The organism is Dactylosporangium sp. NPDC006015, assembly GCF_040614215.1.
Lineage (GTDB): Bacteria > Actinomycetota > Actinomycetes > Mycobacteriales > Micromonosporaceae > Dactylosporangium > Dactylosporangium maewongense.
In genome coordinates this window covers 137,059-161,807 of sequence record NZ_JBEXUD010000005.1, presented here as the reverse complement: position 1 = coordinate 161,807, position 24,749 = coordinate 137,059, and the positions used below count along the sequence as shown (strand labels likewise).

The window sequence follows — 24,749 nt, the reverse complement described above, 5'->3', positions numbered from 1 at the left end:
CCGGGGAGCCGGAGGCGGGGCGCTGCGAGGTGCGGGAAGGTCAGGCGGCGGCGTGGCGGCGCTGGCGGAGCCAGAGGATCGGGCCGCTCACCAGGTACGCCAGGACCACGGCGACGAACGTCAGGCGGAAGTCGACCAGAGCACCGACCACCGGCAGGGCGAAGAGCCACGGCGGCAGCTTCGCCAGGCGGGCGAGCTTCGCATACGGGAAGCTGGACACCATCGCCAGGCCGAGCAGCGCGACACCGGCCACACGCAGCGCCGGGGGCATCTCCGGGGCGATCAGCGTGGCGAGGGCGAGCACCGCCGCGCACATGGTGGTCGGCACGCCGCAGAAGAAGCGGCCGTCCTTCGGGGAGACGTTGAAGCGGGCCAGGCGGATCGCGGCACAGGCGGCCACGAGCGCACAGGCGGGCACGAGGGCGGCGGCCGGGGCCGAGTCGCTCAGCCAGGCATAGACGACGACGGGCGCGGCCAGGCCGAAGGAGCACATGTCGGCGAGGGAGTCCATCTGCGCGCCGAACGGGCTGGCGACGCCGAGGCGGCGGGCCAGGAAGCCGTCCAGGCCGTCGAAGACGACGCAGGCGATCAGCAGGGTGGCGGCGATGCGGACGTCGCCGTGGTTCACGGCGACGAAGATCGCGCACAGGCCCAGCAGGAGGCTGCTGATGGTGCAGGCGTTGGCCAGGGCGAAGCGGATGCGGCGGCCGACGGTGCGCTCGCCCGGCAGCAGCGGGATGCTGAAGCTCGACGCCTCTTCGGCGCCCAGGGAGACCGACGGGACGGCGGGGCTGACCGGCGCGACAGACACCACGTCTCGTGACAGTCCGTCACGGCGGCGCATACGCAGGCGCGGGAGCCGGACCCTGCCCTCGCGGGTTTCGGTCTCGGCGGGCGGCGGCATGAGCAGCGAGGTGGCGCCGGCGACGTTGCCGTCACCGCGACGACCGACCCGCCCGGCGAAGAGCACCTGGCGGGCGAGCGAACCGCTGCGTCGCAGCCGGCCCGCCCACTGTCTGCTGCCACCGGGGCGCGGACTGTCCGTGGTGCGTCGTCGCTGCCAAGGTGCTCTCGGCACTGATCCTCCATGCAGGAACGGGGTTCCCACGGTCGCATTCCGGGGCCCTTTGCCCCACTGTGTCCGTCTTCGCGAGACTGCCTCGCGATCTACACCATCGCATATCGTGTCGCGCTTGGCGATGGCTCAGATAGGAACCAGCCTAGAAACATGCTCGTCGGGTGCTGATGCCGGACTACTCAGCGTAGTACCAAATTCACCTGTAATTTATCTTAACGACCACGATCACTGTCCCGTCGCGGAAGTGAGGCGGCCCACTGGACCACCTCCGTGAGCTGAAGGCCGGGCAGCTCGGCCCGGTCGAACCAGGCCGCGGCCGCGGTCGATCCGCCGGCGGCCTCGGTCACTCTGGGTGCGGTCGGCGAGGGCACCAGGACGCGGTAGAGCGCCCGTACGGCGTGCCAGTTGATCGGGTAACCCTCGGGGCCGATCGCGCCCGGGTTGCGCCGGTGGGTGACCCCGAGCAGCTCGGTGATCTCCCCGTGCTGGGCGGTCTCCTCGACGAGCTCGCGCAGCAGCGCCTCGCCGGGCTGCTCGCCGGGGTCGGTGCCGCCGCCCGGCAGGTGCCACTTGCCGGCGCCGGGGTAGCCGGGGGCGATCTGGGTGAGCAGCACCCGGCCGGCAGGATCGGTGACGAAGCCGTACGCGGCGAAGCGCTGCCCGGTCGGCAGCCCGTTGGGGTCGGGCCGCTCGGTGAAGTCGCCGACGGCCGCGCCGGGGGCCGGGGCGACCTCGAAGACCACCCGGTCCTCGTGCAGGTCGGGTGTGATGACGGCGTGCACGTCGAGCACCGAGAGCACCACGACGGACAGGTCGGCCTGCTCGACGAAGTGCCGGACCATCGCGGTCGCGGGGCTCTCGCCGTGCCGGACCGGTCCGCCGACGTCGTCGGTCCCTCCGGGTCGACGGCCGTAGACGGTGATCACCCGGGCTGCGCACATGGCGCCAAGCCTAGAACGCGCCCGCCGCAGAGCAGGCTCGGGCAACACCGCGCAGCACGAAAACCAGAGCAAACCAAAGCAAACCAGAGCTAGCGGAGGCCCGCCCCGCGCAGCGCCTCCTCGGTGACCTCCGTCAGCTGCAGCTCGTCGAGGTCCTCGGGGTCGAACCAGCGGGCCTCGGCGGTCGAGCCGCCGACGTCGTGGATCACGGGACGGCTGGAGCGCGGCACCTGGACCCGGTAGAACGCGCGGACGCCGTGCCAGTCGATCGGGTACCCCTCGGGGCCGAGCTGGGCCGCGTCCCGGTGCGACGCCACCCCGAGCAGCTCGACGATGTGGCCCTCCTGCCCGGTCTCCTCGACCAGCTCGCGGATGAGCGCCACGCCGGGCTGCTCGCCGAAGTCGGTCCCGCCGCCGGGGAGGTGCCAGGAGCCGCCGCCCGGGTACCCGTCGGAGATGCGGGTCAGCAGGACCCGGTTGCGCCGGTCGGTGCAGACGGCGTAGGCGGCGAAGCGCTGGGCGCGGTGCAGGCCGTCGGGGCCGGGCACGGCGTAGAAGGACGGCACCTCGGGCACACCGTCGGGGCGCAGGTCGACCGCGGCCTCCCGCAGGCCGAGCGCGTCGGCGGTGAAGCGGCGCAACGGCAGCTGCTCGGCCTCCTCGCGGGTGACCCAGCGGGCCAGGTCGGTGGGCTGGCCGACGCGGTCGCGCAGCGCGCCGCCGCGCACGGTGACCTCGTAGATGAGGCGGTCGGTGTGGATGGTCAGGCCACGGTCGGGCAGCGCCCGCATGTCGGCGAGCACGTCGCGCAGCCGGGCGACGGCGACGGACAGGCCGGTCTCCGCGGCGGTCTCCCGCACGACGGTGTCGACCGGCTGCTCACCGTGGTCGACGGCGCCGCCGGGTAGCGACCAGACTCCGGGCGTGCCGGCCTTCGCCGACGCCCGGACCAGCAGGAACTCGTCGGAGTCAGCGATGACGCAGTAGGCCGCGATGCGCCGCAGCGGCTGTAACGCAGGAGTCACGACAATAAATTGTCCGGCATTTCCGCCCAGGAGCAAGGGAGACCCACAGGAGGAAAAACATTCACTCCCATTCAATGGTGCCCGGCGGCTTGGACGTCACGTCCACGACCACGCGGTTGACCTCGCGGACCTCGTTGGTGATCCGGGTGGAGATCTTCGCGATCAGCTCGTGCGGCAGCCGGGACCAGTCGGCGGTCATGGCGTCGTCGCTGGAGACGGGGCGCAACACGATCGGGTGACCGTAGGTGCGGCCGTCGCCCTGGACGCCGACGCTGCGGACGTCGGCGAGCAGCACGACCGGGAACTGCCAGACCGACCGGTCAAGGCCGGCGGCGGTGAGCTCCTCGCGGGCGATCAGGTCGGCGGCGCGCAGGATGGCGAGCCGCTCCTCGTCGACGGCGCCGATGATCCGGATCGACAGGCCGGGCCCGGGGAACGGGTGCCGCATGACGATCTCCTCGGGCAGGCCGAGCGCGGCGCCGATCGCGCGCACTTCGTCCTTGAAGAGCGTCCGCAGCGGCTCGACCAGCGCGAACTGCAGGTCGTCGGGGAGGCCGCCGACGTTGTGGTGCGACTTGATGTTGGCGGTGCCGGTGCCGCCGCCGGACTCGACCACGTCGGGGTAGAGGGTGCCCTGGACGAGGAACTCGACGTGCTCCTCCGCGTCCAGGTCGCGGGCGGCCTGCTCGAAGACCCGGATGAACTCCCGGCCGACGATCTTGCGCTTCTGCTCCGGGTCGGTCACGCCGGCGAGGGCACCGAGGAAGCGCGCGGAGGCGTCGACGACCTTCAGGTTGATGCCGGTGGCGGCGACGTAGTCCTTCTCGACCTGCTCGGCCTCGCCGGCGCGCAGCAGGCCGTGGTCGACGAAGACGCAGGTCAGCTGGTCGCCGACGGCCTTGTGCACGAGGGCCGCGGCGACGGCGGAGTCGACGCCGCCGGAGAGCGCGCACAGCACGCGCTTGCTGCCGACGCGGGCGCGGATCGCCTCGACCTGCTCCTCGATGATGTTGTTGGACGTCCAGGTGGGCTCGATGCCGGCGATGTCGTACAGGAACCGGCGCAGCACCTCCTGGCCGTGCGGGGTGTGCGCGACCTCCGGGTGGAACTGCACGCCGGCGAGCCGCCGCGACACGTCCTCGAACGCGGCGACCGGCGCGGCCGGCGAGCCCGCGGTGACCGTGAAGCCGGCCGGGGCGGCGGTGACGCAGTCGCCGTGGCTCATCCACACCGACTGGGCGTCGGGCAGGTCGCGCAGCAGCACGCCGCCGCTCCCGGCGATGCTCAGCGGGGTGCCGCCGAACTCGCGCAGCCCCGTGTGGCTCGCCTCGCCGCGCAGCGCGACCGCCATCGCCTGGAAGCCGTAGCAGATGCCGAAGACCGGCACACCGGCGTCGAACAGGGCGGGGTCGACCTGCGGGGCGCCCTCCTCGTAGACGGAGGAGGGGCCGCCGGACAGGATGATCGCGGCGGGGCGCTTGGCGAGCATGTCCGCGACCGGCATCGAGTGCGGGACGATCTCGGAATACACGTGCGCCTCGCGCACCCTGCGGGCGATCAGCTGCGCGTATTGGGCACCGAAGTCGACGACGAGAACCGGCGGCGGCGTGGTCATGCGTCGAGCCTAGTCGGCGCCCCGGGGTGACCTGCGCCTCACTGCCGCTCTTTCAGCCTTTGCCGCGTCGGTACCGCGGTGCCGCGCACTTCGTCACGAATGGTGCTCCTGTCGCCGTCGCGGCGCCGGCACGGCGGTGACCCGCAACGCCGCCGGCGCGCCGGCCGGGACCGCGGGGTTGGCCGGCGGGACGGGTGGCACCGGGACGTAGGTCTCGCCGAGCGGCGGCCGGGGGTCCTCCTCGCCGCGGTTGGGCCACATGGACATGGCCCGCTCCGCCTGGGCGGTGATCGTCAGGGACGGGTTGACGCCCAGGTTGGCGCTGACCGCGGCACCGTCGACCACGTGCAGGCCGGGGTGGCCGTAGACGCGGTGATAGGCGTCCACGACCCCGTGCTCCGGCGAGTCGCCGATCGGCGCGCCGCCGAGGATGTGCGCGGTGACCGGGATGTTGAAGACCTCGGTCCAGCTGCCGCCGGGCATGCCGCCGATCTCCTCGGCCAGCAGCCGGACGGCGTGGTTGCCGGCCGGGATCCAGGCCGGGTTGGGCTCGCCGTGCCCCTGCGACGTGGTGAGCTTGCGCCGGCCGGTCCAGCCGCGGCGGAGCCGGACGTTGAGCGAGTTGTCCAGCGACTGCATGACCAGGGCGATCACCGTCTTGTGCGACCAGCGCCGCACGGAGAGCACCCGGGTGTGCCGGATCGGGTGCCGGAAGAACGCCCCGAACCAGCGCAGCGGCCGCAGCGGCCCGCCGTCGGTGAGGACGGTCTGCAGCAGCCCCATGGCGTTGGAGCCGGGGCCGTACCGGACGGGCTCGATGTGCGTGTGCGCGTCGGGGTGGAACGAGCTGGTGATCGCCACGCCGTCGGTGAAGTCGACGTCCTTGCGCAGCGAGCGGGCGCCGAGGATGGACTCGGAGTTGGTGCGGGTGAGCGTGCCGACCTTCGCCGACAATTCGGGCAGCTGCCCGTCGGCGCGCATCCGCAGCAGCAGCTCCTGGGTGCCGAGGGCGCCGGCGGCGAACACGACCTGCGCCGCGTGGAACGCCCGGCGGTCCCGCCGCCGCCCGGTCCCGCGGGTGTCGACGCGATAGCCGCCGTCCTCAGGTCGTACCGACGCCACCGTCGTCAACTGGTGGACCTCGGCGCCGAGCCGCTCAGCCAGGTGCAGATAGTTCTTCACCAGGGTGTTCTTCGCGCCGACCCGGCAGCCGGTCATGCATGAGCCACAGTGCTCGCAGCCGTGACGCAGCGGTCCGGCCCCGCCGAAGTACGGGTCGACGCCCGACTTGCCGAAGTACACCCCCACGGGGGTCTGGTGGAAGGTGTCGCCGACGCCCATCCGCTCGGCGACGGCCTTGATCGCCAGGTCGGCCCGGGTCATGCGGTGGTAGACGCTGACGCCGAGCATGCGCTCGGCCTGGTCGTAGAAGGGCGCGAGCTCGGCGCGCCAGTCGGCGATGCCGCGCCACTGCGGGTCGTCGTAGAACTGCTCGAGTGGCCGGTAGAGGGTGTTGGCGTAGATCAGCGACCCGCCGCCGACGCCGGCGCCGGACAGCACCAGCACGTTGCGCAGCAGCTTGAGCCGCTGGACGCCGAAGCAGCGCAGGGCCGGTGCCCACAGGAAGCGCTTGGCGTCCCACGACGTCTTGGGGAACTCGTCGTCGGCGAAGCGCCGACCGGCCTCCAGGACCGCGACCGAGTAGCCCTTCTCGGCGAGGCGGAGCGCGGTCACGCTGCCGCCGAAGCCCGAACCGATGACCACCACGTCATATCGCACGCCTCATGGTGACTCACCAGTAAGTTACTGGGAAGTACCCAGTTTCGCATCGGCCGGCGTCAGTCCCGCCGGAGCGCCTCCCCCAGCTACCGGGCGGGGTGCGGCACACTGAGGCGCATGGCGAGACTTCCCGGCGGGCTGGCCGCCTGGCGTGGCCGCCGGCTGCTGCGCGGTGCCGGCCCGGCGCCCATGAAGGAGCACTGGGGCCCCGACACCGCCAAGGTGACCGCCGCCCGCCACACGGTCCTGCACTCGCTCGTGACCGAGGCGGCGAAGTACGCGGACGCGACCCCACCGGTCGCGGTCACCCTCGCCGGGTCCGGCACCGTCCGGTACACCGGCGGCGTGCTGCGCGTCGGACTGCCCCTGGTGTGGGGGCTGCCCGCCGACCACCTGCGCATCGTTCTGGCGCACGAGCTGGCGCTGCCGGACACGAAGCACCCCGAGCTGGTCCGCGGCCTGCTCGTGGCGGCGGACGCCAAGGTGCACGCCGCGACAGGTCCGCTGCGGGTCACGGTGGAGCAGGTCCGTGACGCGGCGGCGATCGCCGCGGGCGGTGGCGGGCTGTCCGGCGTCGAGGACGCGGCCGCGGCGCTGCTGCGGGCCGCGACGATCGAGGCGGCGTTCGCCGCGTTCGCCGCGGCCGAGGGCCGCCACCTGATCACCCCTGGCAGTGCCGCCGAACCGGCCGCCGAACCGGTGCCGGTGCGGATCTCGGACCTGCACGCCGGCTGGCGGCTGCGCCTGTCGCGGTGGGGCGCGCCGGCGGTCGACGGCGGCGCGCTGCTCGACGAGGTGCCGCTGCGGCACCCCGGGCTCGCCGCCGAGCTGCGCGCCATCGGCGAGGTGCCCCGGCCCGGGCTGGCCGGCGACGCCGTCGACGTGGAAACCCTGACCGCCGAGGAGGAGCGCACGCTCGCCGCCGAGGTGATCGGGGGCGACGGGGAGTGGACGCGCTTCGAGCAGCTGCCGGTCGAGGTGTACGGCGCGGAGGTCGAGCGCCAGGCCCGCGAATACGTGCGGGCGGTGCGGGCCGTGCTCGGCCGCGACCCGGACGACCGTGACGAGCTCGCCGGCACGCTGCTGCGCCGTCCGGTCGACGTGGAGCGGGCCCGGCGCGGGGAGACCGCCGCCGACGACCAGCCGGCGCCGCCGTGGATGGGTGTCGTGCTGCTGTCCGTGCTCGTCGAGCACACGCTGCTGCGGCAGGGCTGGCGGCGGGAGCACCCTCTGGTGGCCCGGCGCCTGGTCGCGCCCGGCGGCGAGGTGCTCGACCTGAACGAGCTGTACCAGAAGCCCGACGAGCTGCGGCGGCTGCTCGCGGCTACAGGCTCAGCGTCGGGGTAGCCGCCAGCTCGACGGGGTGGATCACCAGGTAGCCGTTGGGGGCGTGCTGCTCGACGACGCAGGCGCCGAGCTGGTTGTAGCCGGCGCCGTCGAACCGGATCCCGTTCCACGGCATGACGATCTGGGTCGCCGGCAGCGAGAACTGCTGCACCGCGTTGCGGATCGTCGGCGGGCTCAGGTCGGTGGTGACGGTGTTCATCGCCAGCGCGAGCAGCATCGTCGCGGTGAACGCGGCCGCCGCGACCTCGGTCAGCTTGGCGTGGAACGCCTGCTCGTACATGCCGCCGACGACCCTCGCGACGGGGTTGCGCCCCGCGAAGTCACCGGACCAGCCCGTGGCCCGCAGCACCTGGTTGTTGCCCTTGACCGTGTCGAGCGCCCCGACGCCGGGGCCGAGCGCGATGACCGGCGCCTTGCCCTTGAGCCGGCCGGCGAGCTCCACCGCGGCCGCCGCGTCCTGCGCGTTGAGCACGAAGGCGAGGACGGCGTCGCCCTTCTCGACGAAGCTGCTGTCGCCGGCGCCGCCGGACTCCAGGGCGATCTGCTGCTTGCCGCCGATCTCGTAGCCGGCGGCGAGGCTGAGGTCCTCGATCGAGGCGCGCACGTTGGCGAGCTCCTCGCCGACGGTGCCGCTGGCCTTGCCCATCGCGGTGATGACCCGCTTGAACTCGTCGCCGGTGTCGCGCTCCCGGTACAGCAGCGCCAGCGCGGTCGAGATCGCCTGCCGGTCGCTGGGCTGGATGCGGAAGTGCGCCGCCCGGTTGAGGTCGGCGAACGTGTCCGCGGTGCTCAGCGCGTCGACGAGCGCGACGCCGATGGTGTCGGTCTCGCGGCCGGCGGGGGCGGCGACGTCCAGGGTGTCGGCCAGGACGAGCCCGACGGCGCCGTCGTGCACGAGCCGCGACGCCTCCTTCTCGACCTTCTCCGGCGCGCTGTCGCTGTTGCCGACGACGAGCGTGAGCTTCGTGCCGTTGCGCAGGCCGGCGCCGGCGGCCAGCGGCAGGGGGATCTTCAGGTCCGTGATGTCGTTGTTGACCAGCTCGATCGCGAGCTTCGCGCCGAGCTGCGCCTGCTGGCCGATCGCGGCGTTCGGCCCGGTCGTGGAGACCAGCAGGCCGATCGCGACCGACGCCGGCGGCTTCGGCGCGGGGTTGCCCTTGCTCGTGCAGGCGGTCAGAAGCAGCGCGGTGACCACGGCGAACGCGGCCACGGCGGGCCGGCGGCCGAGGGTGTGCACGACAGGAAGCTCCTTGGGACACGCGGCTGGTCGGACGGTGCGTATCCTTCCCGTCTGGTCGATGCGTTTCAACCCCGAAGTCGAATGCCAAGTAATGTGACCTGGACCACAATGCCGTGGTTGGACAGATGTCGCAACCCTGGTTTGATAAGGCTCGCACGCTGCTCAGGCAGCGCGATGACGCATGCGAAAGGTGTGAGGGGTGCAGACCTTCGCTTCGCCACCTTCATCGAGGGCTCCCGCCGTCGTCATGAAGGTGAACAGCCACCGGCGCCGCAGGCCAGGGGAGCCGCAGCGGCGCAGCGCGTCGCTGTTCCGGGTCCGCGACTGGCGCGTGCCGACCAAGCTCGCCGCCGTCCTCGTGCTGCCCGCCGTGGCCTTCCTCGTCATCGCCGGCGTCCAGATCAACGCCTCCGTCCAGGACGCCTCCAAGCTCGACCAGTTCGCCCAAGGGGTCAAGGTCGGCCGCCAATTGACCAATCTGATCCACTACCTGCAGCTGGAAAGGGACCGAACGGCCGGAGTTCTCGCCAAATCGACCACCGTCCAAGCGCCGAGCGGGTCGACTTCGAGCAACCAGGAGCTGGCCGCGAACTACGCCGCCACCGACGCGGCCCTCGCCGCCTTCTCCAACGCCGCCCGCCCGCTGCTGGCCAACCCGATCTTCAACCAGTCGCAGAACCGGGTCGCCGCCGACTTCGCCGACCTGCAGCTGGTCCGCGAGGGCGTCAAGCAACGGTGGCTGCGCCAGGACGCGGTCTTCGACCAGTACTCCTCCACCATCCAGCACCTGTTCGGGCTCGTCCCCGACCGCCCCGACATCGGCGGCGACTCCCAGTCGGTCACCGAGGTCGCCTCCCTCATGGACCTCGCCCAGGCCAAGGAGCTCAAGGACCAGCTGCGCGGGCGGATCTTCGCGGCCGCCAGCGCCGGCAAGTTCGCCCCTGACGACTTCGAGACGTTCTCCGAGATCCAGGCGCGGCAGGTGGCCGCCGTCGAGCGCTTCCGCGACTCCGCCAGCCCGCGGCACCTGGCCCTCTACGACCGCAACCTGCGCCAGACCGCCGTCGGCACGGTCGCCCGCCTCCAGCAGCAGGTCATCTCCCGCGCCCGGGGCGCCGCCGTCGGCGTGACCCCCGAGGAGTGGTGGCTCGCCAGCACCAGCGAGCTGGACTACATCCGCACCATCGAGCAGGAGCTGCTCGAGGACGCGATCGAGGGCGCCGCCAACCGCAGCGCCTCGCAGCGCACCGACGCCATCGTCGCCACCTCCGTGATCGTCCTGGTCATGCTGATCGCGCTGCTGCTGTCGTGGCTCATCGGCCGGTCGATGGCGCGCTCGCTGCGGCAGCTGCGGGCCCAGGCGCTCGACGTGGCGCAGCACCGCCTCCCCGAGGCCATCCAACGCCTGCGGACCCTCCCCCGCGGCGAGACCGTCACCGTCGACACCACCACCAGGGTCCGCTCCACCGACGAGATCGGTGAGGTCGCCGACGCGTTCACCGCCGTGCACCGTAGCGCCGTCAGCCTCGCCGTCGAGCAGGCCGTCATGCGGCGCAACGTCAACTCGATGTTCGTCAACCTGGCTCGCCGCTCGCAGACCCTGGTCGAGCGCCAGCTGCAGCTGCTCGACCAGCTGGAGTCCGCCGAGACCGACCCCGACCAGCTGGCGAACCTCTTCCGCCTGGACCACCTCGCCACCCGCATGCGCCGCAACGACGAGAACCTCCTCGTCCTCGCCGGCAGCGAGGCCACCCGGCGCTGGGCGCAGCCCGTGTCCCTCTCCGCGGTGACGCTCGCGGCGATGGCGGAGATCGAGCAGTACGCGCGAATCCGGCACGACGTCGCCACCGACATCTTCGTCGTCGGGCACGCCGTCTCCGACATCGTCCACCTGCTCGCCGAGCTGCTCGAGAACGCGACCACGTTCTCGCCGCCCGACACGGTCGTCACCGTGTCCGGCTGGCCCTCGAAGCAGACCCGCGAGGCCACGATCGTCATCGAGGACCGCGGGCTCGGCATGACCGAGTCCGGGCTCGTCGAAGCCAACGACCGCGTGTCGGCGCCGATCGCCATCGACGTGGCCGCGTCCGAGCGGATGGGTCTCGTCGTCGTCGGCCACCTGGCCGCGCGGCACGGCGTCCAGGTCCGGCTCGACGCCTCCGACGAGGGTGTCACCGCCTACGTGACCCTGCCCGCCCGCCTCCTGGCCGCTCCGCCGGAGGGCGCCGGGCTGTACCACGGCAGCGGCAACCGCATCGCCGGCATGTCGCGGCTGCCGATCGCCGCCGACGAGGCACGGCCCGTGCCCGCGATGGTCTCCGCCGAGGACGCGCCGACGGCCGTGCTGCCGGCGCTGCCCGGGCGGCCGAGCGGGGCCGGCACCGCCGGGTCGCCGGCCGAAGGGGACGTGCCGGCCGTCGCGGCGCCGCCGCTGCCGGCGGGGCCGGTCGCCCTGCCGACCTGGCCGGTCGCCGCCTCCGCCGCCGCGGGCGCTGTTACCGCCGATGCTGCCGCGGGCGCCGAGCCGGTGCCGGCGTCGGTTTCGGGGGCGCCCGTGTCCGGCGTGCCTGTCTCAGGTGCGCCCGTCTCCGGTGTACCGGTCTCCGGCATGCCGGTGTCCGGGATGCCACTGCGCGCGGCGCCCGTGTCGGGGGTGCCGGTCTCGAGCGTGCCCGTGTCGGGTGCGTCGGTCTCCGGTGTCCCGGCGTCGGGCGTCCCGGCGTCGAGCTTCGGACTTCAGAGCCCCGGCGTGCCTGTCGCAGGGGTTCCCGCTTCGGTCGGTCCGGCCGGCCCTGTCTCCGGCGGGCCCGGACCGCAGGTGCCGGGACCGCGTGTGCCCGTGGCCGGCAACGGTGTGGGCTCTGGTGTGGGCTCTGGTGCGCCCGTCTCCGGGGTGCCGGGGGCCGGCGGTGGCCCGGCGGGTCCCGCCTCGGGGCCGCCCGCGCAGCGGACCGCGAACGGTGGACCCGCCGCGGGCGCGCAGCGGCGCGGGCCGAGCCGGGCCGAGGACATCATCGGCGCGGCCGCGCGGGGCAACACCGCGCCGCCCGCCAAGGGCACCCGCTGGTGGTCGCGGGGCGGCGCGGGTGACGCGCCGGCGTCGTCGGCCCCGGCGGTCCCGGCGCAGCGGACCCCGGTGACCGCGGGCACGAGCGCCAGCGGCCTGCCGATCAGGGTGCCGCTGGCACAGCTGCCGGGTGACACTGGGCAGGCGGAGACCAGACCTGACGCGACCCAGCCGATCCAGGTCTCGTCGCACACCGAGCCGGACCCCGCGAGCGTCAGCAGCATGCTCACCCGGTTCTACAGTGGCGTGCACCGGGCCGCGAACGAGGACGAGGTACCCACGGTGCCGATCAACGATCATCGAGGGAGCACGGCGTGACCCTGAGCCAACAAGCACGGGACCTGAGCTGGTTGATCAACGCCTTCACCGAACGGGTGCCGGGCATCGCGCACGCGGTGGTGGTGTCCTCCGACGGCCTGCTGGTCGCCGTGTCGGACCATCTGCCGCGCGACAGCGCGGACCAGCTGGCCGCCGTCACGTCGGGCCTGGTGAGCGTCACCAGCGGCGCCGCCCGCATCTTCGACGGCGACGAGGTCAAGCAGACCGTGGTCGAGATGGGCCAGGGCTTCTTCCTGGTCATGACGATCCGCGACGGCTCGATCCTGGCCGTGCTCGCCGGCCGCGAGGCGGACATCGGCGTCGTCGGCTACGAGATGGCCCGCCTGGCCAAGCAGGCCGGCGAGATGCTCACCCCGGCGCTGCGGGCCGAGCTCCAGCAGGCCCTCCCCCGCTGACCCTTCTCGCGTGACCCGGAAGACGCCTCTTCCGGGTCCCGGGAGCCGGGCGCTCCCGGGAGGATGCGAAACGGCCCGGACCCCGAGGCGGGGGCCGGGCCGTCAGGCGTCGCGCGCCGGTCAGCGGTCGAGGACCAGGCCGACCTTCTGGAACTCCTTCAGGTCGCGGTAGCCGCACTTGGCCATCGCGCGCCGGAGGCCGCCGAACAGGTTGAGGACGCCGTCGGGGTCCTCGGACGGGCCGTACAGGACCTTCTCGAGGTCGCCGAGGGACTCCTCCGCGGAGCCGAACGAGCCGCGGGGCAGCTTCGGGTGGCTGGCGGCGGAGTGCCACCAGGCGCCGCCGGCCGGGGAGGACTCACTGCGCGACAGGGGCTCACCGACCATGACGGCGTCGGCGCCGCAGCCGAGCGCCTTGGCGATGTCCCCGGACGTCTGCAGGTTGCCGTCGGCGATGATGTGGACATACCGGCCGCCGGTCTCGTCGAGGTAGTCGCGGCGGGCGTCGGCGGCGTCGGCGATGGCGGTGGCCATCGGGACGCGGATGCCGAGGACCCGGTCGGTCGTCGACCACTCGTCGGCGCCGATGCCGACGATCACGCCGGCCGCGCCGGTGCGCATGAGGTGCAGCGCGGTCTGGTAGTTGGTGCAGCCGCCGACGATGACCGGCAGGTCCAGGTCGGCGATGAACTCCTTGAGGTTCAGCGGCTCGTCGGTCGTCGACACGTGCTCGGCGGAGACGAGGGTGCCCTGGATGACCAGCAGGTCGACGCCGGCGTCGAGGATGACGGGCGCGAGGGCGAGGGTGTGCTGCGGGGAGACTCGGACGGCGACCGTGACGCCGCCGTCGCGGATCTCCTTGACCCGCTCGCCGATGAGCTCGGGCTTGATGGGCTCCGCGTACACCTCCTGGAGGCGCCTGGTGGCCCGGGAGTCTTCGTCCAGCCCGGACAGCTCCTCAAGGATCTTGCTCGGGTCGCTGTAGCGGGTCCAGAGGCCCTCGACGTTGAGCACGCCGAGCCCGCCGAGGCGGCCGAGCTCGACGGCGGTCGCCGGGCTCATGATGGCGTCGGAGGGGTGCGCCACGCACGGGATCTTGAACGGGTACGCGTCGAGCTGCCAGTTGGTCGACACGTCGTCGACGTCACGGGTGCGCCGTGTCGGGACGATCGCGATGTCGTCCAGGTGGTAGCCACGCCGGGCACTCTTGCTCAGCCCGATCTCGACCACGTCACGCATTTGCCGCTCCTGCCATTGTTTAAGCCCTGCTAGGGGTGTCTACCGCGAGTGGTAGTTGGGTGCCTCGACGGTCATCTGGATGTCGTGCGGGTGGCTCTCCTTGAGCCCGGCCGCGGTGATCCGGATGAGCTGGCCCCGCTCGTGCATGTCGGGGACGGTGGCGGCGCCGACGAAGCCCATGCCGGAGCGCAGCCCGCCGACGAGCTGGTGGGCGACCGCGGCGAGGGGGCCGCGGAAGGGCACCTGGCCCTCGATGCCCTCGGGGACGAGCTTGTCGTCGGACAGGACGTCGTCCTGGAAGTAGCGGTCCTTGGAGTAGGACCGGGCCTGGCCGCGGGACTGCATCGCGCCGAGCGAGCCCATGCCCCGGTAGGACTTGAACTGCTTGCCGTTGATGAAGATCAGGTCGCCGGGGCTCTCCTCGCAGCCGGCGAGGAGGCTGCCGAGCATGACGGTGCTGGCGCCGGCCACGATCGCCTTGGCGATGTCGCCGGAATACTGCATGCCACCGTCGCCGATGACCGGCACGCCGAGCGGCGCGCAGGCCCGGGCGGCCTCCATGATCGCGGTGATCTGCGGCACGCCGACGCCCGCGACGACGCGGGTGGTGCAGATGGAGCCGGGGCCGACGCCCACCTTGACCGCGTCGGCGCCCGCCTCGGCGAGGGCCCTCGCGCCGGCATACGTGGCGACGTTGCCGCCGACGACGTCGACGGTGGTCTCCTTCTTCAGCCGGGCGACCATCTCGACGACCTGCCGGTTGTGCCCGTGCGCGGTGTCGACCATGACGATGTCGAGGCCGGCGTCGATGAGGGTGCGGGCCCGCTTGTAGGCGTCTTCGCCGACCCCGACGGCGGCGGCGACGCGGAGCCGGCCGGCGTCGTCCTTCGTGGCGTGCGGGAACTTCTCGCTCTTGGAGAAGTCCTTGACCGTGATCAGGCCGCGGAGCTTGCCGGAGCCGTCGACGATGGGCAGCTTCTCGACCTTGTGCTTGCGCAGCAGCGCGAGCGCCTCGTCCTTGCTGACCCCGACGGGCGCGGTGTAGAGCGGGGTGACGGTCATGATCTCGCGGACGGGCGTGGCCGGGTCGGAGACGAAGCGCATGTCCCGGTTGGTGACGATGCCGACGAGCTGGCCGGCGCTGTCGACGACCGGGACGCCGGAGATCCGGTATCGCCCGCAGAGCTTGTCGACCTCGCCGAGGGTGTCGTCGGGCGAGCAGGTCACCGGGTTGGTGACCATCCCGGCCTCGGACCGCTTCACCAGGTCGACCTGCTGCGCCTGGTCGTCGATCGACAGGTTGCGGTGCAGCGTGCCGATGCCGCCCTGGCGCGCCATGGCGATCGCCATCCTGGCCTCGGTCACCGTGTCCATCGCGCTGGAGACCAGCGGGATGCGCAGGGTGATGTTGCGGGTGACGTGGCTCGACGTGTCGACGGCGCTCGGCACGACGTCTGACTCGCCCGGCAGCAGCAGCACGTCGTCGAAGGTCAGGCCCAAAGGCAGCTCGGAGCTGCTGGAAGGGCGTGACAGCACGTCAGGTCGCGGCGAGAAATCCATGAAGCGCATCCCAGCTCTCGGTCTCCGGCGGGTGCGTCTCATCGTACTTCCGCCCCGACGGCGCACCCCCTCCGCCATGGCCGGACGTGCCCTGGCTTACTACCGCTCCGCACACCGAGCCCCACACATGCCGGTATTAGGGCTACCGTTGAGGCGTGCACGAAGAGCCCATCGACCCGTTCGCCGGTGACCCGGCCGATCCTTCGGCCGAGCTCGACGACAGCGGTGCCGACGACCCGTTGACCGCCGCCGAGCGCCAGGACGTTCTCGAGGACCTTGCCGACCTCGAGATCTACCAGGCGCTGCTCACGGCGATCGGTGTCCGTGGGCTCGTCATCGAGTGTGAGGACTGCCACGAGCCGCATTACTTCGACTGGGACCTGCTGCGGGGAAACCTGAAGCACCTGCTCACGTCGGGCCGGCCGCGGGTGCACGAGCCGGCTTTCGACCCGGACCCGGACCATTACGTCACATGGGAGTACGCGCGGGGTTACGCTGACGGGGTCCACGACGCACTTGCGAGCGCCACGGACGACAACGAAGGCTGAGTCCGCGGGCACCTTCGTTTAGGTTTGCCGCGCGCGGGGTACCGACGCGGCATGGCACGCGACGCTAGCTCACCAACCCGGCACGGAAGGCCGCCGCTACGGCGTGTGCCCGGTCGCGTGCTCCCAGTTTCCGGAACAGCCGGCGAGCGTGCGTCTTGACCGTGTCCTCGGAGACGAAGAGCTCCCGGCCGATCTCGGCGTTGCTCTTGCCGTCCGCCATGCCGCGCAGCACCTGCAGCTCGCGCTCGGTGAGCTCGACGCGCCGCCGCGGCGGTTCGCCGGGCATGTCGCCGCGCTGCTGCGGCACGCCGGCGCCCACGATGCGGGCGTTGGGCACCCCGACCGCCGTCCTCGCCGCACCGGGCAGCCCCCGGCCCGCCGGAAGCATCCCGCCGGGCGTCTGGGCCGGCGTGCCGACCCGCGCGGGCAGGACCGGCTCGCCGTTGCTGCCGCGGCCGACCTGGCTCAGCACCAGCAGCACCGCCTTCGCGAGCGTCGTGACCGGGTCCGCCGTGTCGACCCGGATGACCGCCCTGGCACCGGCCGCGATCGCCGCCGCCGCCGCGCGGGGCTCCTCCGTGCCGAAGAAGACCACCGTCGAGCCCGGCGACACCGCCAGGACGCGGCGGGAGAACTCCGCGCTGTCGGGCCGGGCGAGGGTCGGGTCGGCCAGCACCAGGTCCGCGGGCTGCTCACTCAGGCGGGCCAGGGCCTCGACCATCGTGACGGCGGTCCGCACCGCGTGTGCCACTCCGAGCCTGGCCGCGGCCGCGGCGACCGTCTGTGCCGCGACCTGTGTTCGCACACACACCAAAATCGTACGCACCGTCGTGCTCCTCTCTCTCAAAGAGAGAAACACGAAATGGCGAGATCTAGACGTGGTTTCGCCGCGATTGGCCTACGAGAAATTGACCGACGACATCCCGTTACCTGCGGCGGTCTCGCGCGTTGTACAGGGTTTGTGCCACTCGCGAATTCCGGCCCGCAAGCTAGGAAGGAGGGGCGAATGACGAATGTGACTCGACTGCCCGGCCCGATCGCGGACATGTGGGACTGGCAACGTCTCGGCCTGTGTCGCGGGCGGGACAGCGCGCAGTTCTTCCACCCGGACGGCGAGCGTGGCGCGTCGCGCGGCCGGCGTGAGGCGGCGGCGAAGAACGTGTGCCGGGCGTGCCCGGTCCGGGCGCAGTGCGCCGCGCAGGCCCTGGCGACCCGCGAGCCGTACGGCGTGTGGGGCGGCTTCAGCGAGGGCGAGCGCCTGCGGCTGCTGGCCGTCGGCTGGGAGGACTGCGCCGTGCGGGGCCAGGAGAAGGTCGACGTGTCGCGCCTGGAGGCGAAGCTCGGGCTGCGTCCTTCGCCGCCGCCCATCCAGCTGCGCACGATCCGCACCCACCCGGCGCCCAGCGTGCCGTCCCAGCGGCGCCGCGCCGGCACCGACCGCGCCCGCCCCGCCGCCCGGTAACGGCGGGGAGCGAGTCTCCAAGTACGAACCGCCGGCCGCGCCGGCGGACATGTGCAGGTCAGCGCACCTCGACCTGCACCGAGTGCCATCCGGTGGCGCCGTCGGGGTCCGGCGGCGCCACGGCGTCTGTCTGGGTGTCGCCGCCGTTGTCGGTGGCGCGGACGGTCAGCCGGTGCTTGCCGGGCGTCGCGGTCCACGGCAGCGTCCACTGCCGCCAGGTGTCGATCGACGGCACGGCGGCGAGCTTCGCCTGCTGCCAGGGGCCGTCGTCGACGCGGACCTCGACCTTGGAGATGCCGCGGTGCTGGGCCCAGGCGACCCCGGCGATGACGACCTGGCCGGCCGCGGGCCGGCCGCCGTCGCGGGGTGTGTCGATCCGCGACTGCGTCTTGACCGGCCCTTCCCGGGCCCAGCCGCGATTGATCCAGTACGCGTCGAAGTCGGCGAACGACGTCAGCTCCAGCTCGGCGAGCCATTTCGTGGCCGATACATATCCGTACAGGCCGGGCACCACCATTCGAACGGGAAATCCGTGCTCGATCGGGAGCGGTTCGCCGTTCATCGCGATCGCGAGCATCGCGTCCCGCCCGTCGCGCAGCAGCGCGGTCGGGGTGCCGGCGGTCCATCCGTCGACGGACCTGCTGACCACCTGGTCGGCGCCGGCTTTCGGCCGGACCTCGTCGAGGAGGTCGGCGATCCGCACGCCCTGCCACTTCGCGTTGCCGATCAGGTCGCCGCCGACGTCGTTGGAGACGCAGGCGAGCGTCACGTACCGCTCGATCATCGGCCGCTTGAGCAGCTCGTCGAAGGTGAGGGTGAGCGGCTTCTCGACCCGGCCGTGGATGCGCAGCGTCCAGTCCTCCGGCGACACCTGCGGCACGACGAGGGTGGTGTCGATGAGGTAGAAGTCCTTGTTCGGCGTCACGAACGGGGCCAGGTCCGGCAGGTTGGCGTCGGCCTCCGCCGGCAGCGGCGTGGCGGTGTCGGGCACGACCGGGACGCGCACGGCCGCGCGGTCGGCCTCGACGTCGCGGCGGGTCGCCCACCAGCGGGCGGTGAAGCCGGCGACGAACGCGGCGGCGAGCGTGCCACCGGCGACGCGCAGGAAGAAGCGGCGCTGCTCATACGACTCGATCGGCGGCCGGACCAGCAGCCACCGCAGCACGCCCGCGCCGGCGAGCGCCCCGGCGACGGTCGGCACGAACGCGTACCAGGGCGCGTCGTGGCGGGTCATCGCCGCCAGGACGCCGATCACGGCGAACAGGCCGATCCCGGCATACCCGTACATCATCCGGCGCAGCGACAGGATCCCGACGACCGCCGCGAAGACGGCGAGGATCAGCAGCGTCCCGGCCTGCAGCGCGATCTTGTCGTACGTGTAGAAGACCGCGACCGCGAAGTCCTTCACGGGTGCGGGCACCGCGTCGATCACGACCCCGCCGACGGAAACGAGCGGGGAGGTGGTCGCGCCGGTCAGGATCGAGACGACCTCGGCGACGCCGAGCGCCACCCCTGCGGCGGCCATGCCGGCGAGCGCGCCGTTCCGTTTGCTGAGCACGGCTCCAGTCTGCGCCGCGCACCACCACCCACCAAGGGCGGTAATCGATCCATAAGGAAGAAGGGCCCGGTCACAGGACCGGGCCCTTCTTCCGACGCTCAGAACTCAGAAGCCCGGGCCGTGCGAGTGGCCGTGGCCGTGCCCGTGGCCGTGACCGCCACCGGCGGCGGGCTCGGGGGCGACCGGCTTGTCCACGACCAGGCTCTCGGTCGTGAGCAGCAGGCCGGCGATCGAGGCGGCGTTGGAGACCGCGCTGTGGGTCACCTTCACCGGGTCGACGATGCCGGACTTGACCAGGTCGACGTATTCGCCGGTGGCGGCGTCGAGGCCGTGGCCGAAGTCGAGCGCGGCGACCTTGCCGACGACGACGTAACCGTCGAAGCCCGCGTTCTGCGCGATCCAGCGCAGCGGCTCGACGAGCGCCTTGCGCACGATCGAGACGCCGACCTTCTCCTCGCCGGTCAGGCCGAGGTCGCCGTCGAGGACCGGGAGCACCTGGGCCAGGGCGGCGCCGCCGCCGGGGACGATGCCCTCCTGGACCGCAGCCTTGGTCGCGGAGATCGCGTCCTCGATGCGGTGCTTGCGCTCCTTCATCTCGACCTCGGTGGCGGCGCCGGCCTTGATGACCGCGACCCCACCGGCGAGCTTGGCGACCCGCTCGTTGAGCTTCTCCTTGTCCCAGTCGGAGTCGGAGGCCTCGATCTCCTTGCGGAGCTGCTCGACCCGCGCGGAGACCTCGCTCTGCTCGCCGCCGCCGTCGACGATCGTGGTGAGCTCCTTGCCCACGACGATGCGCCGGGCCCGGCCGAGGACCTCGGTGCCGACCGACTCGAGCTTGTAGCCCAGCTCGGGGGCCACGAGCTCGGCGCCGGTGAGGATCGAGATGTCCTGGAGCATGGCCTTGCGCCGGTCGCCGAAGCCGGGCGCCTTGACCGCGACGACCTTGAAGGTCTTGCGGATGGCGTTGACCACCAGGGTCGACAGGGCCTGGCCCTCGACGTCCTCGGCGATGATCAGCAGAGGCTTGTTGTCCTTGACGATCTGCTCCAGCAGCGGCAGCAGCTCCTCGATCGCGGCGATCTTCTGGGTGGTGACGAGGACGTAGGTGTCCTCGAGCACCGCCTCCTGCGACTCCGCGTCGGTCACGAAGTGCGGGGAGATGTAGCCCTTGTCGAACTGCATGCCCTCGGTGACTTCGAGCTCGGTCGTGAGGGTGGAGCCCTCCTCGACCGTGATGACGCCGTCGCGGCCGACCCGCTCCATCGCCGAGGCGATCAATTCGCCGATGGTGGCGTCCTGCGCGGAGATGGTGGCGACCTGCGCGATCTCGGTGTGGCTGGCGACAGGGGTCGCCTTGTCCTTGAGCGCCTTGACGACGGCGGCCGTCGCCAGGTCGATGCCGCGCTTGATGCCCGCCGGGTTGGTGCCGGCGGTAACGTTGCGCAGACCCTCACGGACCAGCGCCTGGGCCAGCACCGTGGCGGTGGTGGTGCCGTCGCCGGCGACGTCGTTGGTCTTGGTGGCGACCTCTTTGACCAGCTGGGCGCCGAGGTTCTCATAAGGGTTGGTGAGCTCGATCTCTTTCGCGATCGTCACACCGTCGTTGGTGATGGTCGGGGCACCGAACTTCTTGTCCAGGACGACGTTGCGACCGCGCGGGCCGAGCGTGACCTTGACCGTGTCGGCCAGGCGGTTGACGCCGTGCTCCAGCAGGTGCCGCGCATCGTCGGAGAAGCTCAGGATCTTCGCCATGCGTGTGATGTCCCTTCAAAGCGACACCGCCCCGGCCGCAGCGCTCCTGCGCACGGGTCCGGGGCGGTGGCCACTGATCTACTTGGTCTGGGTCACTTCTCGATGACCGCGAGGACGTCACGGGCGGAGAGCACGAGGTACTCCTGGCCGCCCCACTTGACCTCGGTGCCGCCGTACTTCGAGTAGATGACGGTGTCGCCGACCTTGACGTCGATCGGGACCCGGTTGCCCTTGTCGTCGATGCGACCGGGGCCCACAGCCTGGACGGTGCCCTCCTGGGGCTTCTCCTTGGCGGTGTCCGGGATGACGATGCCCGAGGCGGTGGTCGTCTCAGCCTCGTTGGCCTGGACCAGGATGCGGTCCTCGAGCGGCTTGATCGCAACCTTCGTCGCGGTAGTCACGGGCATACCCTCCTGGGGTATCGATTTCTTACGCTATCGAGTGCCCGGTGAAGCCGTCGTCGCGGGTGCCGGCTCCAGCCGGTTGGCTGGCACTCTCATGTCGAGGGTGCTAATCGGAGGTTATGTCGCGGGCTAGCACTCCGTCAAGGAGAGTGCCAAACACGCCACGAAATCACCCGTCGTCGGCTACGCGACGGACAGCGGCCCGACATCACATACCGATCTACGCTCACCTGTATGAAGAGGCTGCTCGGCACGTTGATCGTCGCGACCCTGGCCATGGGGTCCCTCGCCGCCTGCGGCAAGAAGGACGGCGGCGACGTTGCCGCGGAGGCCAGCAACGGCCCCTCGAACTCGGCCGAGTTCGGCGAGGGCCCCGGCGGCGCCTCGGCGTCGCCCGGCGGTGGGGGCACCGGCGGGACCGGCGGCACCCAGGATCCGGTCGCGGACAAGAGCGCCGCCGGACCCACCTATCCGGGTGACGCCAAGGGCTACTGCCAGGCCGCCGTGTCCGCCTGGACCAAGAACGACATGAACCGGATCAAGCAGCTCGCGAGCAGCGGCGCCGTGTCCAACTTCCAGTACATCGAGAAGGGCGCCGACCACAACTGGAAGTACGTGAAGAAGGACGGCTCCGAGTGCGTCCTGCGCAACGACCACGGCGACCAGCTCCAGGTCACGGTCGACGAGCACAACCTGGGCAAGCCGCAGGCCATCACCGACGTCGTCATCGAGAAGACCGAGTACCCGTCGGACGCGTCCAGCTACGTGCAGAACTTCATCAACGCCTGGTACAACGGCAACACCGCCCGGATGGCCAGCTACTCCAGCCAGTCGATCGCCGGCAGCTACGGCGGCAAGAAGGCGCCGCCGAACTGGACCGAGGGCCAGCCCAAGGAGGACAAGGGCGACTACTGGCTCGTGCACGGTTCGTCGAACGCCGGCGACAGCTATACCTTCAAGGTTCGCAAGAGCCTCGGCAAGGCCGGGGGCATCCTAGGGATTTCATAGACGCATGCTCGAACAGGCGATCCAGGCCGCGGCCGCACTCCCTGACGGCGACCCGCTCGCCGCCGCGTCGGCGCTGCGGGCGGCCGGCTTCCCACCCGACCTCGCCGCCGCCGCGCTCACCCAGGTGGCGCTGCGGCGCAAGGCGGTCACGAAGTTCGGCGCCGACGCGGCGGTGATGCACTTCACCCGCGCCGGCCTCGAGCAGGCGACCAGGGCTCCCGTCGCGGCCCGGCGGGCGGCCCGGCTCGCCGCCGCGGGCGCCACCCGGGTCGCGGACCTCGGCTGCGGCATCGGTGCCGACACGATCGCCTTCGCCCGCGCCGGGCTGCGCGTGCACGCGGTCGACGCCTCGCCGGAGACGGCCTCGACGGCGTCGGCCAACGTCCACGCGTTGGGGTTGGCGGCCGGTGTACTGGTGGAGGCCCGCGACGCGACCGAGGTGCCCCTCGACGAGGTGGACGCCGTGTTCTGCGACCCCGCCAGGCGCACGTCCGGCGGGCGGCGGGTGTTCGACCCCCGCGCCTACTCGCCGCCGTGGGACTTCGTGGTCGGCCTGGCGGCGCGGGTGCCGATGACGGTGCTGAAGCTCGCGCCGGGCATCGACCACGCGCTGCTGCCGCCCGGCGCGGAAGGGGAATGGGTCTCGGTCGACGGTGACGTGGTCGAGGCCGCCGCCTGGTGCGGCCCCCTCGCGGCCGCTCCCCGCCGCGCGACCCTGTTCCAGGGATCACAGGTCTTCTCGCTGACCGGTTCCGGCACGACCGCCGCACCTGTCGGACAGGTCGGAAATTTCGTGTATGACCCTGACGGGGCGGTGGTGCGGTCGCATCTCGTCGCCGAGTTCGCCGCCACGGTCGACGGCACCATCGCCGACCCGACCATCGCCTACGTCTACACCGCCTCTGCCGTGCCGACCCCGTTCGGACGCTGCTACGAGGTGCTCGACCAGCTGCCGGTGGCCCTGAAGCGGCTCCGGGCGGCGCTGCGCACCCTCGACGTCGGCTCCCTGACGATCCTGAAACGCGGCTCGGCCCTGGACGTGGAGGAGCTGCGCAGGTCGCTGCGCCTGTCCGGCACCCGGCCCGCGGTGATCGCGCTGACCAGGGTCGCCGGCGCCCCCGCCGTCCTCCTGCTGCGGCCCGTCGCTCAGTAGAGCTGCTGCCCCAGGCGGCGCTGGAGGTCGATGAGGACGTCGTCGGCGAGGTCCTCCGGCGGGCGGCGGCCCAGCTGCTCCGTGAGCATCCGCCCCGACTCCCGGCACATGTCCCACGTCACGCGCTCGTGCAGCCACCGCAGCCACTCGACGACGTCGTTGATGAAGAACGCGACGATCTGCTCCGACCCCCGGACCCGCCGCTCCTCCGCCATCACCGTCAGCGCCGCCGCCAGCCGCCGCCGCGGGAAGTCGTGCCCGGCGAGCGCGTCGGCGAACACGTCCGCCCGGTGCCGCGGCGCGGTCGGCGCGACCGTCAGCTTCGGGAACGGCGGATCGCCCGACGTCCACACCTGCGCGCTGCGCGGCACGAACTCCGGCTCCAGCACCACGTCGATCCGCGACGCGTGCCCCGGGTCGTCGACGGCGACGAGCACCCGCGGCTCCACCGAGCTGACCTTCGTCACGAACCGCGACAGCCCCGTCGCCTCCTCCACGCAGAACCGCGCGTCCGGCAGGTCCAGCACCCCGTCGAACACCAGCCGCCCGACCCGCGGCCCCGCCCCCTGCCACAACCTGACCCTGACCAGCCCGACCTGCGGCCTGGCCGCCACCCGCACGTGCCGGTCCGTCGCCGTGATCGGCCCGTCGCCGTCGAACACGGACATGTCCCGGCCGCTGGTGGCGCCCAGGAAGATGTGCCCGAAGCCCAGGTACATCTGGACGGCACCGATCTGCATCTCGCTATTGTGGGCCAGTGGCGAGCAAGGGCACCCCGGCGACCGCACTGTTGGCGCGGCAGAAGATCGTGTTCACTCCGCACACGTATGAGGTCGACCCCCGGGCCGCCTCCTACGGCGAGGCCGCCGCGGCCGCCCTCGGCGTCGCGCCCGACCGCCTCTTCAAGACCCTCGTCACCACCGTCGACGGGCAGCTCACGGTCGGTGTCGTGCCCGTCTCCGCGTCCCTGGACCTGAAGGCCCTGGCCGCCGCCGTCGGCGGCAAACGCGCCGCGATGGCCGAGCCCGCCGCCGCCGAACGCGCCACCGGCTACGTGACCGGCGGCATCTCCCCCGTCGGCCAGCGCTCCCGGCTCCCGATCGTCATCGACGCATCGGCGTCCGGACTGTCCACGATGTACGTCTCGGGCGGCCGGCGCGGCCTGCAGATCGAGCTCGCCCCCGACGACCTGGTCAAGGTCACCGGCGCCGTCCTCGCCCCCATCGCGACCCACTGACC

The 24,749-nt window shown here is 72.2% G+C and carries 20 protein-coding genes and 1 pseudogene; 8 read left to right on the top strand and 13 right to left on the bottom strand.

Annotated features, from left to right (window positions below; all coding sequences use genetic code 11):
* Positions 1-40 precede the first annotated feature (40 nt).
* From ABZ321_RS11405 to ABZ321_RS11385, 5 genes are all read right to left on the bottom strand, one after another.
* Entirely contained in the window at positions 41-1,000 is a 960-nt protein-coding gene (locus tag ABZ321_RS11405) for a CDP-alcohol phosphatidyltransferase family protein (RefSeq protein WP_354890941.1), read from the bottom strand.
* Positions 1,001-1,290: 290 nt separating this feature from the next.
* Complete coding sequence (locus tag ABZ321_RS11400; protein ID WP_344501782.1) at positions 1,291-2,019, bottom strand: NUDIX domain-containing protein; 729 nt, start codon at positions 2,017-2,019, stop codon at positions 1,291-1,293.
* An 89-nt stretch (positions 2,020-2,108) separates the two neighbouring features.
* Complete coding sequence (locus ABZ321_RS11395; RefSeq protein ID WP_344501783.1) at positions 2,109-3,044, bottom strand: NUDIX domain-containing protein; 936 nt, start codon at positions 3,042-3,044, stop codon at positions 2,109-2,111.
* A 61-nt stretch (positions 3,045-3,105) separates the two neighbouring features.
* Positions 3,106-4,659 (bottom strand): glutamine-hydrolyzing GMP synthase, encoded by a 1,554-nt coding sequence (guaA, locus tag ABZ321_RS11390; protein ID WP_354890847.1) that lies wholly within the window; start codon positions 4,657-4,659, stop codon positions 3,106-3,108.
* A 93-nt stretch (positions 4,660-4,752) separates the two neighbouring features.
* The gene (locus ABZ321_RS11385; protein ID WP_344501785.1) at positions 4,753-6,438 is read right to left on the bottom strand and encodes a GMC family oxidoreductase; all 1,686 of its coding nucleotides are present in this window, start codon (positions 6,436-6,438) and stop codon (positions 4,753-4,755) included.
* A gap of 117 nt (positions 6,439-6,555) precedes the next feature.
* Here ABZ321_RS11385 and ABZ321_RS11380 point away from each other — a divergent pair, with 117 nt between their 5' ends.
* Entirely contained in the window at positions 6,556-7,785 is a 1,230-nt protein-coding gene (locus ABZ321_RS11380) for a hypothetical protein (RefSeq protein ID WP_354890846.1), read from the top strand.
* Here ABZ321_RS11380 and ABZ321_RS11375 read toward each other — a convergent pair.
* A complete protein-coding gene (locus ABZ321_RS11375; RefSeq protein WP_344501787.1) occupies positions 7,763-9,022 on the bottom strand; it encodes an ABC transporter substrate-binding protein in 1,260 nt (419 codons plus the stop codon). The genes ABZ321_RS11380 and ABZ321_RS11375 overlap by 23 nt on opposite strands.
* Positions 9,023-9,224: 202 nt before the next feature.
* On the opposite strand from ABZ321_RS11375, the gene ABZ321_RS11370 reads away from it, so the two are divergent.
* Together ABZ321_RS11370 and ABZ321_RS11365 are read left to right on the top strand one after the other, a co-directional pair.
* The gene (locus ABZ321_RS11370; protein ID WP_354890845.1) at positions 9,225-12,410 is read left to right on the top strand and encodes a nitrate- and nitrite sensing domain-containing protein; all 3,186 of its coding nucleotides are present in this window, start codon (positions 9,225-9,227) and stop codon (positions 12,408-12,410) included.
* A 2-nt stretch (positions 12,411-12,412) separates the two neighbouring features.
* The gene (locus ABZ321_RS11365) at positions 12,413-12,826 is read left to right on the top strand and encodes a roadblock/LC7 domain-containing protein (RefSeq protein WP_344501915.1); all 414 of its coding nucleotides are present in this window, start codon (positions 12,413-12,415) and stop codon (positions 12,824-12,826) included.
* Between the two features lie 120 nt (positions 12,827-12,946).
* Here ABZ321_RS11365 and ABZ321_RS11360 read toward each other — a convergent pair whose 3' ends face one another.
* Positions 12,947-14,065 (bottom strand): GuaB3 family IMP dehydrogenase-related protein, encoded by a 1,119-nt coding sequence (locus ABZ321_RS11360; RefSeq protein WP_344501789.1) that lies wholly within the window; start codon positions 14,063-14,065, stop codon positions 12,947-12,949.
* A gap of 39 nt (positions 14,066-14,104) precedes the next feature.
* Positions 14,105-15,625 (bottom strand): IMP dehydrogenase, encoded by a 1,521-nt coding sequence (gene guaB, locus ABZ321_RS11355; RefSeq protein ID WP_354890940.1) that lies wholly within the window; start codon positions 15,623-15,625, stop codon positions 14,105-14,107.
* Between the two features lie 155 nt (positions 15,626-15,780).
* On the opposite strand from guaB, the gene ABZ321_RS11350 reads away from it, so the two are divergent.
* Positions 15,781-16,173 carry a DUF5319 domain-containing protein gene (locus ABZ321_RS11350; RefSeq protein ID WP_327008183.1) on the top strand — a complete coding sequence of 131 codons (393 nt, stop codon included), beginning with the start codon at positions 15,781-15,783 and terminating at the stop codon, positions 16,171-16,173.
* A gap of 64 nt (positions 16,174-16,237) precedes the next feature.
* Here the strand turns inward: ABZ321_RS11350 and ABZ321_RS11345 are convergent, their stop codons facing one another.
* Positions 16,238-16,999 carry a LuxR C-terminal-related transcriptional regulator gene (locus ABZ321_RS11345; protein WP_344501790.1) on the bottom strand — a complete coding sequence of 254 codons (762 nt, stop codon included), beginning with the start codon at positions 16,997-16,999 and terminating at the stop codon, positions 16,238-16,240.
* A gap of 180 nt (positions 17,000-17,179) precedes the next feature.
* Here ABZ321_RS11345 and ABZ321_RS11340 point away from each other — a divergent pair.
* Positions 17,180-17,518: pseudogene (locus ABZ321_RS11340) on the top strand (WhiB family transcriptional regulator); the annotation flags it as partial.
* A gap of 175 nt (positions 17,519-17,693) precedes the next feature.
* Here ABZ321_RS11340 and ABZ321_RS11335 read toward each other — a convergent pair.
* The 3 genes from ABZ321_RS11335 to groES all read right to left on the bottom strand — a co-directional run bounded on the left by ABZ321_RS11335 (position 17,694) and on the right by groES (position 21,352).
* Entirely contained in the window at positions 17,694-19,160 is a 1,467-nt protein-coding gene (locus ABZ321_RS11335) for a molybdopterin-dependent oxidoreductase (protein WP_354890939.1), read from the bottom strand.
* Positions 19,161-19,298: 138 nt separating this feature from the next.
* The gene (groL, locus tag ABZ321_RS11330; RefSeq protein ID WP_354890844.1) at positions 19,299-20,945 is read right to left on the bottom strand and encodes a chaperonin GroEL; all 1,647 of its coding nucleotides are present in this window, start codon (positions 20,943-20,945) and stop codon (positions 19,299-19,301) included.
* A gap of 92 nt (positions 20,946-21,037) precedes the next feature.
* A complete protein-coding gene (gene groES, locus ABZ321_RS11325) occupies positions 21,038-21,352 on the bottom strand; it encodes a co-chaperone GroES (RefSeq protein WP_203845131.1) in 315 nt (104 codons plus the stop codon).
* A gap of 231 nt (positions 21,353-21,583) precedes the next feature.
* On the opposite strand from groES, the gene ABZ321_RS11320 reads away from it, so the two are divergent.
* Together ABZ321_RS11320 and ABZ321_RS11315 are read left to right on the top strand one after the other, a co-directional pair.
* Entirely contained in the window at positions 21,584-22,357 is a 774-nt protein-coding gene (locus ABZ321_RS11320) for a hypothetical protein (protein ID WP_354890843.1), read from the top strand.
* 4 nt (positions 22,358-22,361) lie between these two features.
* Positions 22,362-23,510: a class I SAM-dependent methyltransferase gene (locus ABZ321_RS11315; protein WP_354890842.1), complete on the top strand. Its 1,149-nt coding sequence runs from the start codon at positions 22,362-22,364 to the stop codon at positions 23,508-23,510.
* Here ABZ321_RS11315 and ABZ321_RS11310 read toward each other — a convergent pair.
* Positions 23,504-24,250, bottom strand: a complete 747-nt coding sequence (locus ABZ321_RS11310; protein WP_344501794.1) for a hypothetical protein — start codon at positions 24,248-24,250, stop codon at positions 23,504-23,506. The genes ABZ321_RS11315 and ABZ321_RS11310 overlap by 7 nt on opposite strands.
* 17 nt (positions 24,251-24,267) lie before the next feature.
* On the opposite strand from ABZ321_RS11310, the gene ybaK reads away from it, so the two are divergent.
* Entirely contained in the window at positions 24,268-24,747 is a 480-nt protein-coding gene (ybaK, locus tag ABZ321_RS11305; RefSeq protein WP_354890841.1) for a Cys-tRNA(Pro) deacylase, read from the top strand.
* The last annotated feature ends 2 nt before the right edge of the window (positions 24,748-24,749 follow it).

Coding starts and splice junctions, on each gene's coding strand:
- ABZ321_RS11400 (WP_344501782.1), bottom strand. CDS start 2,019: ATGTGCGCAGCCCGGGTGATCACCGTCTACGGCCGTCGACCCGGAGGG.
- guaA (WP_354890847.1), bottom strand. CDS start 4,659: ATGACCACGCCGCCGCCGGTTCTCGTCGTCGACTTCGGTGCCCAATAC.
- ABZ321_RS11380 (WP_354890846.1), top strand. CDS start 6,556: ATGGCGAGACTTCCCGGCGGGCTGGCCGCCTGGCGTGGCCGCCGGCTG.
- ABZ321_RS11360 (WP_344501789.1), bottom strand. CDS start 14,065: ATGCGTGACGTGGTCGAGATCGGGCTGAGCAAGAGTGCCCGGCGTGGC.
- guaB (WP_354890940.1), bottom strand. CDS start 15,625: ATGGATTTCTCGCCGCGACCTGACGTGCTGTCACGCCCTTCCAGCAGC.
- ABZ321_RS11335 (WP_354890939.1), bottom strand. CDS start 19,160: ATGGCCGCCGCAGGGGTGGCGCTCGGCGTCGCCGAGGTCGTCTCGATC.
- groL (WP_354890844.1), bottom strand. CDS start 20,945: ATGGCGAAGATCCTGAGCTTCTCCGACGATGCGCGGCACCTGCTGGAG.
- groES (WP_203845131.1), bottom strand. CDS start 21,352: ATGCCCGTGACTACCGCGACGAAGGTTGCGATCAAGCCGCTCGAGGAC.
- ABZ321_RS11320 (WP_354890843.1), top strand. CDS start 21,584: ATGAAGAGGCTGCTCGGCACGTTGATCGTCGCGACCCTGGCCATGGGG.
- ABZ321_RS11315 (WP_354890842.1), top strand. CDS start 22,362: ATGCTCGAACAGGCGATCCAGGCCGCGGCCGCACTCCCTGACGGCGAC.
- ABZ321_RS11310 (WP_344501794.1), bottom strand. CDS start 24,250: ATGCAGATCGGTGCCGTCCAGATGTACCTGGGCTTCGGGCACATCTTC.